The 12,393-nt window shown below is 69.3% G+C and carries 13 protein-coding genes; 5 read left to right on the top strand and 8 right to left on the bottom strand.

Annotated features, from left to right (window positions below; translation table 11 throughout):
* Position 1 precedes the first annotated feature (1 nt).
* From ACIGO6_RS00875 to ACIGO6_RS00865, 3 genes are all read right to left on the bottom strand, one after another.
* Positions 2–859: a fumarylacetoacetate hydrolase family protein gene (locus ACIGO6_RS00875; RefSeq protein WP_399869666.1), complete on the bottom strand. Its 858-nt coding sequence runs from the start codon at positions 857–859 to the stop codon at positions 2–4.
* A gap of 162 nt (positions 860–1,021) precedes the next feature.
* Positions 1,022–1,735, bottom strand: coding sequence for a YidC/Oxa1 family membrane protein insertase (locus ACIGO6_RS00870; protein WP_399869664.1), 714 nt, complete (start codon positions 1,733–1,735; stop codon positions 1,022–1,024).
* A 104-nt stretch (positions 1,736–1,839) separates the two neighbouring features.
* On the bottom strand, positions 1,840–2,151 hold the full coding sequence (locus ACIGO6_RS00865; RefSeq protein ID WP_399869662.1) for a DUF6412 domain-containing protein: 312 nt from the start codon (positions 2,149–2,151) through the stop codon (positions 1,840–1,842).
* Between the two features lie 173 nt (positions 2,152–2,324).
* Here ACIGO6_RS00865 and ACIGO6_RS00860 point away from each other — a divergent pair, with 173 nt between their 5' ends.
* Positions 2,325–3,368, top strand: a complete 1,044-nt coding sequence (locus ACIGO6_RS00860; protein ID WP_399869660.1) for an SEC-C domain-containing protein — start codon at positions 2,325–2,327, stop codon at positions 3,366–3,368.
* A gap of 70 nt (positions 3,369–3,438) precedes the next feature.
* Entirely contained in the window at positions 3,439–3,894 is a 456-nt protein-coding gene (locus tag ACIGO6_RS00855; RefSeq protein WP_399869658.1) for an SRPBCC domain-containing protein, read from the top strand.
* Positions 3,895–3,971: 77 nt separating this feature from the next.
* On the opposite strand, the gene ACIGO6_RS00850 is transcribed toward ACIGO6_RS00855, so the two are convergent.
* Together ACIGO6_RS00850 and ACIGO6_RS00845 are read right to left on the bottom strand one after the other, a co-directional pair.
* Entirely contained in the window at positions 3,972–4,343 is a 372-nt protein-coding gene (locus tag ACIGO6_RS00850; protein ID WP_399869656.1) for a MerR family transcriptional regulator, read from the bottom strand.
* A gap of 25 nt (positions 4,344–4,368) precedes the next feature.
* Positions 4,369–5,304: an aldo/keto reductase gene (locus tag ACIGO6_RS00845; RefSeq protein WP_399869655.1), complete on the bottom strand. Its 936-nt coding sequence runs from the start codon at positions 5,302–5,304 to the stop codon at positions 4,369–4,371.
* Between the two features lie 250 nt (positions 5,305–5,554).
* On the opposite strand from ACIGO6_RS00845, the gene ACIGO6_RS00840 reads away from it, so the two are divergent.
* The 3 genes from ACIGO6_RS00840 to ACIGO6_RS00830 all read left to right on the top strand — a co-directional run bounded on the left by ACIGO6_RS00840 (position 5,555) and on the right by ACIGO6_RS00830 (position 8,280).
* Positions 5,555–5,938: a very short patch repair endonuclease gene (locus ACIGO6_RS00840; RefSeq protein WP_399871540.1), complete on the top strand. Its 384-nt coding sequence runs from the start codon at positions 5,555–5,557 to the stop codon at positions 5,936–5,938.
* A 65-nt stretch (positions 5,939–6,003) separates the two neighbouring features.
* On the top strand, positions 6,004–6,975 hold the full coding sequence (locus ACIGO6_RS00835) for a DNA cytosine methyltransferase (RefSeq protein ID WP_399869653.1): 972 nt from the start codon (positions 6,004–6,006) through the stop codon (positions 6,973–6,975).
* Positions 6,976–7,056: 81 nt separating this feature from the next.
* The gene (locus ACIGO6_RS00830) at positions 7,057–8,280 is read left to right on the top strand and encodes a DNA cytosine methyltransferase (protein ID WP_399869651.1); all 1,224 of its coding nucleotides are present in this window, start codon (positions 7,057–7,059) and stop codon (positions 8,278–8,280) included.
* A 26-nt stretch (positions 8,281–8,306) separates the two neighbouring features.
* Here ACIGO6_RS00830 and ACIGO6_RS00825 read toward each other — a convergent pair whose 3' ends face one another.
* Genes ACIGO6_RS00825 through ACIGO6_RS00815 form a run of 3 tightly spaced genes read right to left on the bottom strand, consistent with a single transcriptional unit; the run spans position 8,307 to position 12,303 of the window.
* Complete coding sequence (locus tag ACIGO6_RS00825) at positions 8,307–9,188, bottom strand: DUF6339 family protein (RefSeq protein ID WP_399869650.1); 882 nt, start codon at positions 9,186–9,188, stop codon at positions 8,307–8,309.
* The gene (locus ACIGO6_RS00820) at positions 9,185–10,177 is read right to left on the bottom strand and encodes a hypothetical protein (protein WP_399869649.1); all 993 of its coding nucleotides are present in this window, start codon (positions 10,175–10,177) and stop codon (positions 9,185–9,187) included. The genes ACIGO6_RS00825 and ACIGO6_RS00820 overlap by 4 nt, the downstream gene beginning before the upstream one ends.
* Positions 10,174–12,303, bottom strand: a complete 2,130-nt coding sequence (locus tag ACIGO6_RS00815) for a helix-turn-helix transcriptional regulator (protein ID WP_399871539.1) — start codon at positions 12,301–12,303, stop codon at positions 10,174–10,176. The genes ACIGO6_RS00820 and ACIGO6_RS00815 overlap by 4 nt, the downstream gene beginning before the upstream one ends.
* Between the last annotated feature and the right edge of the window lie 90 nt (positions 12,304–12,393).

Genomic DNA, 12,393 nt, shown 5'->3' with positions numbered 1-12,393 from the left:
ATCAGGCGTCCTTCAGCTCCTGCCGCTGCCGGCCGAGCCCCTCGATCTCCAGCTCGACCACGTCCCCGGCCCGCAGATACGGCTTGGGCTCCGCCTGCCCCATCGCCACCCCCGCCGGTGTACCGGTGTTGATGACGTCACCGGGACGCAGCACCATGAACTGGCTGACGTACCGCACGACCTCCCCCACGGAGAAGATCTGCTCCGCGGTCGTCCCGTCCTGCTTGAGCTCCCCGTTCACCCACAGCCGCAGCGACAGCCGCTGCGGGTCGGGAACCTCGTCGGCGGTCACCAGCCACGGGCCCAGCGGGTTGAACGTCTCGCAGTTCTTGCCCTTGTCCCAGGTCCCGCCGCGCTCGATCTGGAACTCCCGCTCGGACACGTCGTGCGCGACCGCGTACCCCGCGACGCACGCCAGCCCTTCCTCCACCGACCCCAGGTAGCGGGCCGTACGCCCGATCACGACCGCCAGCTCCACCTCCCAGTCGGTCTTGACGGAGCCGCGCGGCACGAGGACGGTGTCGTCCGGCCCGACCACCGTGTCCGGCGCCTTGAAGAAGACGACGGGCTCGGCGGGCGGCTCGGCCCCCGTCTCCCGGGCGTGGTCGTGGTAGTTGAGCCCGATGCACACGATCTTGCCGATGCGCGCCACCGGCGGTCCGACGCGCAGCCCCGTGCCGTCCAGGGCGGGCAGCTCACCGGCGTCGGCGGCGGCCCGTACCCGGTCCAGCGCGGCCTGGTCGGCGAGCAGCGCTCCGTCGATGTCCGTCACCACACCCGACAGGTCTCGCAGGGTCCCGTCGGCGTCGAGCAGTGCGGGGCGCTCCGACCCCGCCGTACCGACTCGCAACAGCTTCATGATCCCCAACTCCTCGATCGCGGGCAGCCCGCCCGATGAGGTGCGACCTGGATGCGGCAGTGCGCAACCATCGGAGGACTGGTCGATCGTCCAAGGTCGAGGTCCACTCCGCAATACCCCGTTCACGTACTGGACCGTAGCCACCGGACGTACGGCCGGAACTCAGCGGTAGAGCACGGCCCGCTCGACCGCACTCCACGTCGTGCTGGTGACGACGTACAGCGCGGCGGCCAGCGGCACCACGGCCACGGTGACGAGCGTGAAGAAGGACATGAACGGCATGACCCTGGTGATCGCGCCCAGCCCCGGCACCTGCTGCCCCTCGGCGTCCGGCAGCACCGGCCGGTCGGCCATCGTCCGCTTGGTCAGCCGGTAGCTGAAGGCGGCGACCCCGGCGACGACCGCGAACAGCACGACGTAGACCAGCCCGGCGCCCCCGACCACCCCGCCGTCGCCGAGCGCGTCGGCCCAGCGCCCGCCGAGCGGGGCGGCGAGCAGCCGGTGCGAGAGCAGCGCGTTGGCCTCGCCGCCGATCGAGGAGCTGGAGAAGAGGTGGTAGAGGAGGAAGAACGCCGGGATCTGGCACAGGCTGGGCAGGCAGCCGGACAGCGGCGACACCTTCTCCTCGGCGTGCAGTTCGAGCACGGCCCGCTGGAGCTTCTCGGGGTTCCTGGCGTGCTTGCGGCGCAGTTCGGCGATCCTCGGCTGGAGCTCGGTGCGCGCCTTCTGCCCACGGGCGGCGGCGCGGGACAGCGGGTGGACGAGGAGCCGTACGAGGGCGGTGAACAGGACGATGGCGGCGGCCACCGCCGAGGCGCCGAACAGCGGCTGGAGCAGGTCGGCGAGGCGCTCGACCAGGCTGGCGAAAACGGACATGGTGGGTGAGCCCTCCGGGGGTCTCGTCGTGCCGGGATGCGGTGGGAACAGCGGCATGACGACACGCCCCGCGCGGGGATGTGCCCTGGATGAGGGACGTGCCCCTACGCGGCGGTCGCCGGAAGGGCGTGGCCGGGCGCTCGGGGCCGGCGGCGGCCGGGGGCGTCGGGATCGCGTTGGGGCAGGAAGGCCGTACGCAGGTCCCGGTCCCTGATGGCCGTACGCACCCGGTGGCGCGGCACGGCGGGCGCACAGCGCGCGGCGATGACGGCGCAGACGGCGAGCGCGGAGGCGACCGCGGTGGTCGCGGCGAGCGCGACGGTGGCGGAGAGGCTGCCGACGTCGACGAGCGCGACGGGCAGGAGGACGAGCAGCAGGACGAGAAGAGGACGCAGGACGGTCCGGCCTCGGGTCATCGGCGGCTCCCCCTCTCGCACCCGCGTCGTACACGCGTTTGCCCCAGTTATACAGGAGCTGTACGGCACCCGGTACGGCCACCCGTATCGGCACCGGAGTCGGCCCGCGCGGCCCGCTCCTGTGGCCCACGGGGGCCTCACCTTCGCCACCTCCCGGCAGTACGGTGTCATCCATGCGCCCCGACACGCCCGCCGAAAACGTCGACCACACCGCCGAAGCGGCACGCCTGGAGCGGACCGCCGGCCTCTACCCCGAGGACACCGAGGCCCTGCTCCTGCGCGCCGCGGCCCACCTGGAACTGTCCGGCGACCGCCCGGCCGCGACCAGGCTCTACGACCGCCTGCTCGCCTCCGACACCGGCGCGTCCGGCCTGGAGAACCCGTCCCTGGTCCGCGCCCTCAAGGCGTCGAACCTGTGGGAGTACGGCCACGAGGCGGAGGCCCGGGCGATCATCGACGGCATCCGCGCGTCGTCCCCGCGCGACCCGGCCCCCTGGGTGATCGCGGCCGAGGCCCTGGAGGCCCACGACGAGCTGGAGGCGGCGCACGAGACGTTCACGGAGGGCGCCCGCCTGCTCCTGACGGACGTGCCGGAACCCTCGTACTCGACCCACCCCCTCCTCTACGGCCGCCACCGCGTCCGCAGGATGCTGGGCCTGGCCCACGACGAGTGGGACGCCCTGGCCGACACCCTGCACACCATGCCGGTCTCCCTGGACGAGCTGCACGACCCGAAGCGCGTCTGGTCCCTCGGCTCGGACAACCCGGCGGACCTGGAGGCGGAGATCCTCCGCCTGCGCGCCGAGCTGGGCGCCTACCGCGAGGCCCTGTCCCGCCCCTTCCCGGTCGCCATGCTCCACTGGCCGGCCGACGAACTGACGGAGCTCGTCGAGGCGTACCCGGCTCTCTCCACCGAGTACCCCTCGTACGAGGAGCACCTGGCGGCCATAGAGGCGGCCCTGCGCGAGCTGGCGTCGTCCGGCACCCCGAACCTGGGCGTGGTCCGGGGCACCGTCCCGTCCTACGAGGCCTTCGCGGCGTCGGAGGGCGCGTCACCGGCCGACCCGACGCTGCTGCCGCAGTACGCGACGACACTGGCGGCACGGGGCCGCGCGGTGGCGTGGCCGCCGCAGCGGGGGGCGGCGTGCTGGTGCGGCACGGGGCGTCCGTACGGGGAGTGCCACGGCATCGAAGGAACGCCTCCCACGGACCGATGAGTTTCCGCTCCGCCGGCCGTCTACAGGTGCAACAGCCTCACGAACTCGCCATCCAAGGAGACAGGACGACATGAGCACCGAGCAGACCCCCGCGGCGGAGAACGGCTCCTCCTACACCCTGACCCGCACCCTGGACGCCCCCGCGGCGCGGATCTGGCAGGCCTGGACCACCCCCGACCAGTACGCCCAGTGGGCCCACGCGGTTCCCGGCTCCGTCGAGATGGACGTCCGCCCGGGCGGCGCCTGGAAGTCCACGATGGTCACGCCCGACGGCGGCGAGTTCCCCCTGACCGGCTCCTTCGAGCAGGTCACCGAGAACCGCCTCCTGGTCACCGGCATGGACGTCCCGGGACGCCCCGAGCCCACGCTGATGACCATGGAGCTCACCGAGGAGGGCCCCCGCAACACCCGGATCGTCCTGCGCCAGACCTGCGCGACGACGGAGGAGCGGGACATGGCGGAGCAGGGCAGCAACATGCTGCTGGACAGCCTGACGACGTACCTGGCGGACGAGGCACGGGGCTGAGCTCCTGACCCCGTCCCTCCGTCAGGCGCGGTGAAGCACCGGATCGCCGCGACGCCGCCCTGTGCGAACAGACCCCCTCAGCGGGGCGGAGCGCCACTTACCGGGCTGTAGTAGGCGATCTTCTCGTCGAGAACCTGTATGGCCCGGCCCAACGCTGCCACCCGCTGCTCCAGGGAGGCACGGCGCTCGCGCAGGAAGGCAACGCGCTCGTGCGGAGAGTGCTCGGCACGCAGGATGGCGACGAACTCCCTCAGGTCCGCGATGCCGAGACCGGCCTCGCGGAAGCACGTGACCAGACCGATCCAGAAGATGTCGTCCTCGGTGTACTCCCTGCGCCCGCCGACGGAGCGCCGGATCGGGCCGATGAGCCCTTCCCGCTCGTAGTACCGAAGCGTGTCGATGGACACGCCGGTACGGTCGGCGGCCGCCGCCGGCGTAAGCGTGGTCATGGAACTCCTCCCCTGAGCGCCGCCGCTACCGCGCTTCGGCGAAGCGAGCCAAGTGCTCGTCACCGAGCCGCACATGAGGTGCGGCAAGCGCCTCCTCGATCTGCTCCACCCGGCTCGCGCCGACGATGGGATCGATCCCCTGCCGCATCAGCCAAGCGAGGACGACCTGGTTCCGCGTGGCCGAGAGCTCACCGGCGACGTCGTCCAGGACCGCGAGTACCCGAGTGGTCCCGGGGTGATCATAGGTGGGCGGAAGCGGCTTGTCCGCGCGCACGTACGACCCCCACATCAGCGAGCTGTACGACCACACGGCGAGCCCCTCGGACCGCGCGAGGTCCAGGTCCTCGGCGGTGAGCATGCGGTGGCCGCCCTCCGGGACGGGAGCGAGCGGGCGTGGCTGGATGAGTGAGTGACGCAGTTGCAGGCACGTCCACGGCTCCACGCCCCGCTCCCGCGCGAGCGACCGGGCGCGTTCGACGCGCCAGGCGGCATGGTTCGCCGCCCCGACCCGCAGGGCCACTCCCTTGGCGACCAACTCGCCGAAGGCGCCGACCGTTTCCTCCAGCGGCACGGTGCGGTCCTCCGCGTGGGCCCAGAGCAGATCGACGTGATCGACTCCGAGACGCCCCAGGCTCTCCTCCACCCCGGCGTGGATGGCGCGCTCCGACAGCCCTTCGGCACTCTCCGGCGCGTGCGGGACAAGCGGATTGTGGCGGACCTTCGTCGCGATCCGCACCGTGTCGCGCGCGCCCGGACGGGCCCGGAGCCACGCGCCGATGACGCGCTCACTGGCACCACCGACACCACGGGGGTCGGTCCAGAAGGAGTAGCAGTTCGCGGTGTCGAGCCAGACACCGCCACCGGCGACGAAGGCGTCAAGGATCGCGAAGGCCCGATCAGGATCAACGCGGGTACCGAAGTCCATCGTCCCGAGGACGATCTGGTGATCTGTGGTATCCATGCCGCCCATCCTCAAATCTGGAGCGCGCTCCAGGTCAAGCGATCGCGACGGGCAACGGGAACTCGACCTTCGGGGCCTGGCACCACTCACGACGGGCCCAGGGCCGGACCGCCGTAGGTGCCCATCCGCACCAGATCACCCGGCCGACTCCGCAGGCACTTGATCAAGACCTTGGTCCCCGTGCACCGCTCGCCGGCAGAATGGCAGCGTGCCCCAGGTCGTCCCGTCCTCCGCCGCAGTCTCCGCCCGCATGAGCCGTCAGGGCTCTCGTGACACGGCTCCCGAGGTGGCTGTCCGGCGGCTGCTCCACGCGTCGGGACTGCGATACCGGGTCAACGTACCGGTGCCCGGCATGCCCCGCCGCACCATCGACATCGTCTTCACGAAGGCCAAGGTCGCGATCTTCCTCGACGGCTGCTTCTGGCACGGTTGCCCGCAGCACGCGACGCAGCCGAAGGCCAACGCCGAGTGGTGGCGGAACAAGCTCGACAAGAACATGTCCCGCGACAGCGAGACGACCGAACATCTACGGGCAGAGGGCTGGACCGTCCTTCGCTTCTGGGAGCACGAGGTGCCGGACGACGTGGCGAACACGGTCAGGACGGCCGTCTTCTCGACCAGATCTCAAAGCTGACCGGCGCGGGGTGCAGCAATCTCGGCGTAGCCCTCAGGGCGCCGTGAATTCGTTGGGGGGACGCATTGGAAAGGTTTACTTCGGTCGACGTGTGCTCCGGCGCGGGAGGTCTCGCGCTGGGACTGGAGCAAGCAGGGTTCGATCCCGTCCTGCTCCTGGACAAGAACAAGCAGGCCTGCGAGACCCTTCGACGCAACAGGCCGTCTTGGACCGTCCTCGACGTGGACCTGCTGGACTTCGATCCCGTCGACCACCAGGAGAGCTATGACGTCGATCTCCTGTCGGCCGGCCTGCCACGCGTCAAGTCCTCGGCCACGACGAAGCGGGTGGAAACCGGACAGGAGCTCCGGCTCCTGAAGGCCACCATCTACCTGGCACACGCCATACGGCCTCGCGCTCTGCTGATCGAGAACGTGCCCGACCTCGTGGACGGCGCTGCTTTCGAAGAGGTACGCGACTTCGTCCGGGGCGAGCTGGTGCACCTCGACTACGGCTTTCACTGGTTCATCGTGAACGCCGCTGATTACGGTGTCCCGCAGGACCGGAGGCAGGGAGTACTGGTCGCCCTCGAGGAGCCGTTCGCCGGTCGGTTCCGCGCCCCGGAAGCCACCGTGGACGACCATGTCACGGTGGGCGAAGCCTTGCGTGCGTCGATGTCGGAACGCGGTTGGACCGGGGCCGAGGAATGGGCGCGGCAGGCGAATCGCGTGGCGCCCACCCTCGTGGGCGGCTCGGAGAACCGTGGGGGCGCCGATTTGGGTCCAAGCGGCACGAAGAAGGCGTGGGCCCGCATGGGTGTCAACGCCGCCTCGCTGAGCAACGAGGTGCCTGGACCGGACGGCACCCAGGAGTCGGACAACTCCGGTTCGCCACTGAAGAAGATCACCGTCGAGCAAGCGGCGCTTCTTCAGTCCTTCCCCAAGGACTGGGAGATCACCGGCAAGAAAACCGGTCGATACCGACAGATCGGTCACGCCTCCCCTCCGCCGGTGGGTGAGGCCCTTGGCCGGGCCATCGCCCACGCACTTCGCCACTGACAAAGCACCAGGTCAGGGCGGATCCGCAGGATGACGAGTGCGCATGATACAAGCCCACGGGGCCGGCTACACTTCCACCTCATGACCCGAGCACCACATCCGGACGCGAGCCAGGATGCCCCCGCGATCGTCGACCTCTTCGCAGGGCCGGGCGGACTGGACATCGCCGCAGAGGTGCTCGGAATACCCGCAATCGGTGTGGAATGGGAGAAGTCGACCCGCGCGACTCGTGATGCCGCAGGTCTACGGACCACCAGGGTCGGTGACGTGGCGAAGGTGAACCCACTCGACCCCGAGGTCCGATCGGCCCATGTACTTGCCGGTGGCCCGCCCTGCCAGACCTACTCGGTAGCGGGCAACCGCGAGGGACACAAAGCGCTCGACGAGGTGAGGCATCTGGCCCAGCGCGTCGGTTCCTGCCAGACCGTCGGGGCCCTTGAGAAGGCCTGGGCAGAAGTGGAGCGCAGGGCCGTCGACCTGGAGTGGGCCGACGAGCGCACCGGGCTCGTGCTCCAACCTCTTCGGTGGATCGTCGAGAAGAAGCTCAAGGCCAAGCCCTACGAGGTCGTGGTGCTGGAGCAGGTCCCCACCGTTCTCCCCGTTTGGAAGGAGTACCGCGAGATCCTTCGCCAGCTCGAATATGACGCTGAGTGCGAGATTCTGCACACCGAGGAGTACGGAGTGCCGCAGACGCGTCGTCGCGCGGTTCTGATCGCCCGCTACCGGGGGGACGGCAGGGGGCGAAGCGTCGAGTTTCCGCCGCTCACGCATCAGCGCTATCGCAAGGGGGTGGAGCGCCTCCCCGCGGTGCAGGAACCGTTGGCGCGGACACCCGACCCTCGACAGAGTCCCCTCTTCGACGCCACGCCCTCCCCGTCGGTGAAGCCGTGGGTCTCCATGGGCGACGCGCTCAAGGAGTCGCGTTCCACAGATTTCGTCGTCCGGTCCAACTACGGCTCGGGGGGCGACCCCAAGAAACGAGGGCTCCGTGTCTCCGACGCGCCCTCGGCCACCGTCACCGGCAAGGTGCGCCGCAACACGGTGTTCGACCTCAAGGGCTTCGGCGCGGACGGTGAGCCCGAACTGGGCCCGGAACAGGACCGCTTCACGTTTCGCGAGGCGGGCCTGCTGCAGACGTTTCCGGCCGAGTACCCCTGGCGGGGCACCGATGTCGCGCAGCAGATCGGCAACGCGATCCCGCCACTTCTGGCCGTGCACGTCCTGTGCGCGGCGCTGGGACTGGACGAGGACAGCAAGGAACGAGCCGTCGAGGCGCTGAGGGACTGGCGACCTCCGCAGTCGTAGGGAGGTCGCCCACGGGGCTGTTCGAATCAGTCCTCCTCCGTGTCCTCCTCGCTCTCTCCCTTTCCACGCACGGGTGCGTCAGCGAACATCGCGGCGAAGTGGTCCGTCAGGCGCGCCACCGAATCCTCGGGGGCGGGCTCCTCGGCAGGTCCGACGGGGAGGGGGCGGTGGTGCACTGAGATCCCTTCGTCCCCCTCGTCGATCCATCTCCGCACAGCCCCGGCATCCCGGTCCACGTCCGGGGAGATGACGTCGTACATCAGTGTTGCGGCCGCTGTGTTGACGACCTTGGCCAGAGCGTTCGCATCACGGCCCGTCCGCAGGTCTCCCCGCTGCAGCAGGCGGACCAGCGCCTGCGCGGTTGGCCGGTGGTCGATGACGTCCAACCTCAGCACCGTGTTCAACATGTCCTGGTTACCGCAGGCGATGACGACCGGTTCGTAGTCGGCCCCGTTCCGGAACAGCTCGGCCGACCACCAGAGCCGGGCGAAGGCCTGCTTGTAATGTGGGCCTTTGAAGTACCGAGCGTTGACGGTTCTCGTCTTCTCGGAAAAGTGCCGCCAGACCACGAAGTCGGGAGCCACACCGAGAGCCAGGTAGTTCCACAGTGCGGGATCCGCGGCCTCCGCGCGCGTAAGACGCAGGATCGCATGCAGGCGTGGTGCGAGCCAGGCATCCGCCTGCGTGGGCCTGCCTTCACGGTACTTGTACATCGCGTCGTCGATCAGATCGCGTATCGCGCGAAGTCGGCTCCGAGGGCTCTCGGGCAAGGGCTCGGTGGCCTGATTGAGAGCGATCGCAGGGACGTTGTCCTTCCCGGACAACAACCCGTCCGTGATGAATCGCGCCGCGTTCTCGTCGGCGAGCCGAGCCAGATACTCGGGCAGGTGTTCCGGTCGCTCCGTCATGCCTCGTCCTCACGCTTCAGCTTGTTCAGGCCGCGTACGGTCTCCGAAAGCGCCCTGGGCACCTCAGCTCTTCGCATCGCCGCGTACTGGATACGTGGCTGGAGTTCGGTCCATCCCGTCGCGCCCACACGCCGGCGGTGCACCTCGCGCAGGGCGTCCTCGAGAGACCGGTCGGGCACGACGTCGGGGAGCATCTCCCTGAGCACCTCACCCTGCCAACCGTGCGGAAACAGCGGCGTGCCGTCGTCCTCGATCTCCAGGTCACCGATGGCCGAGTGGAACACGGCGATCCACACGTCGGCGGCCATCTGGGAGACCATCAGCTCGTTGACCAGACCCTCGGGACCGCTGCCCTCGGCCCCGAGGACGTCCGTCATGCCCTCGAAGTCGGTGTTGATGTGCACCGTGGGCAGTACCCCCGACGCGTTCACGATCCACGGAGCGTCGATGAAGGTCCGCAGCCACTGCGGTCCCTTGGCGAACCCGACTTCCTTGATGTCGAAACTCTGCTCCCGGGTCGGAGTGTCGCTCTTCGCATCGACGACCCAGTCGTCGTCCGCTTCCGCGATGATCCGTCCGGGCACCCCATCCACCGTGGCGATCACCTGGACCGTCAGCGTGGCGCGGTCGTAGATGTCCGCACGCAGCACCTGCAGCTCACCGCGCCATTCACATCCGCCCTCCGTCTCGGGACCGAGCGCCGACGTGACCCGGGTGTTGGTCGTCCTGTCCGTCAACACCGCAACCACAAGGACGTCGGACCACGGGCCGGCCGGGTCGGTGGCCTTGGAAGGGATGGTCGCCGAGACGGTCAGAGTGGCGGTCTCCCAGTCCTCGGTCTCCGCCAGACCGAGCGCGACGGCACGCTCGACCACGGAGCGCGCCCGGGAGTCCAGATGCTCGCGGGGCTGCTCCGGCGCCTTGACTCTCGCCGCGTCCACCCGCAGGGAGACCGTTCCGCGAAGGCGAGGGTAGGGGAAAACCTTCATGACTGCGTCTCCCCTTCACCGGTCCGCAGTTCGACGACGAGACCGCTCAGGCTCGTCCTGACGGCATGGGTCGCCGGATCGGTCACGCCGCGGAACGTCGCGGAACGCGCCCTGTCGGAGAACCTCAGAGTGCCGTCCACCACCTGGCAGTTGTCCACTCCCACGAGTTCGGCCCAAGCGATGGTGGGTCGCGGACCGGAGCGCACGTCGAACTTCGCCACCGGTACAAGTCGCCAGGTGTCGCCGCCTGCGGGAATTCTGATCTCGCCGGTCACCTGCCAGGCTCCGCCGTCGATCACCTGCGCGTCCAGCTCCTCCAAAACGGGGAGCGTCGCCGTCGAGAGCCGACGCTTCTTCTTCCCCGCACCCACGGTCAACTTCGGTGCGAGGCGCCCACCTCCCGACTTGGACCTCTTCTTCGGGCGTGCCACAAGCTCCTTGATCGCCGCGTTGGTCTCCCTGGTGAGGGACGCGATCCGCCGGTAGGCCGAAGGCGAGTAGGTGAGCGTCAACTCCTCGGTTCGTCCCCACTTGTTGTGCTCCGGCGGTTCGGCAGCGCGAAGAAACTCCTCGGCTTCGGCCGCGAACGGCGCATGGGGTCCCGCGGCGTCACCAGCCAGCAGGACGGCCTGGAAGGGGTTGACGAACGACGACAGACCGGGGACGACGGCGTCCCGCACAGTCATGCGGTTGCCCCGCATTCCCACGACACGGTTGGGCTTGCCGTCCGCGTCCTCGGCGTCCGTCACCAGGAGCACCGCCCGGTGCTCCCCCGGAGAGGTCCGCCCGCCACCTCGCGCGGGAAGGCTGAGAGGCACGGTGGTCGCGGCGACCTGCCCGGACTCCGTCAGCTTGTCCACGGTCGTACCGTCGAGAAACGCCTTCAGAGCACGTGTACGAGAAGGCTGTACGACCGTGGGGTCCACACGCTCTTCCGGGAGTACCACAACCCCGTTGCGCAGCGTCCGTACGGAGGCCTCCAGCAACGGAAGTTGGTCGCCGCCGCCAGTCATCGCGGCCCAGAAGTTCTTGCCCAGGGCTCGTACGAGCCGGTGGTGCATCCGCTGGATGGTGTCGTCGTCCTCACCTTCGTCCCCGTCGGATGCGGGGCTGTCATCCGCGAGGCTGGCCACGTCGTGAGCCCCAACGATCAGGAACGACGTCCCGGGCTCCCCGCTCTCACGCTTCAGGTGCAGCGCTTCGACGGTCTCCTCGTCCGCCCACCAGGAACGTGCCACGGCAGCACCCTGCGAGTTCGGGTCCGGCCGTCCGAACCAGGCCGGTCCTGCCCAGCGTTGACCATCGACCTGACGCCACGGCAGGTCGAGACGTCCGATGAGACGACGCTCCGTGCGGCCTTCGTGCGGCTCGGACAGGGTTGAATTCATGAGTACGAGACCGAGCCGGCTCGTGGCCCACAGGGTGGCCTTGCCCAGGCCGTAGGAACCGCCGGCCGAGGTGCCGGACTTGTGGCTGTCGAGTTGACGCCTCACCACCGCGGCGAATCGGCCGTCGTCGTAGTCGTCACCGGTCAGGCCCGCGGCGTTGTAGTCGTCCACCCGCAACAACACCAGACGGTCGTGCTCGTACATGTCGCGCAGCCCTGCGCCGACGACTCGGCCGACCTTCTGCTCCTGGGCGGCGGCCACCTCGTAGTGCGGGAAGAGGTCGTCCCACTGGATGGCCTCTCGGAACCTCGCCAGTGTCTCACCGGTGAGCTCGTGCAAGGTGTAACGCACGCGCACCGGACGCCCGTTGTCGGTGATTCGCTCGTCGAGACTGTTCTGACAGGTCTCTCGAGCCAGCACCTCGACGTCGGCGTCGAAGGCGAAGGCGGCGGCGTTGCCCAACTCCCGGCCACCGTCGGCGTGTCCAGGACGGTGGTACCACCCGACAGGGAGGCCGGCCTGAGTGTCAGTGGTGCGGGTGTGCACCGTCGCCAGATCGGTGTTCAAGGCACGAGCGATCCGCTCGATCGTCTCGGGCCGAGGGGCGGCCCGCCCGGTGATCCACGCCGAGACCGCAGCGCGCGTCACGTCCACGGCCAGGGCCAGCTCGGTCTGCGTCATGTCGGCGAGCCTCAACTGCCGCGCCAGCCATGGACCGAAGTCCTCGCCTGCTTCCACGGTCACCTGCTCCCGGATCTTGCTTCACTTGCTCGGACAGTGAAGCCACCCTACCCGCCGTTTGACAGGCCGCTCCATGTCAAACGTGCT

This window comes from Streptomyces sp. NPDC053750 (assembly GCF_044544295.1).
Taxonomy (GTDB): domain Bacteria; phylum Actinomycetota; class Actinomycetes; order Streptomycetales; family Streptomycetaceae; genus Streptomyces.
The sequence above is the reverse complement of the archived record's forward strand: the minus strand, read 5'-3'. Positions and strand labels throughout refer to the sequence as shown.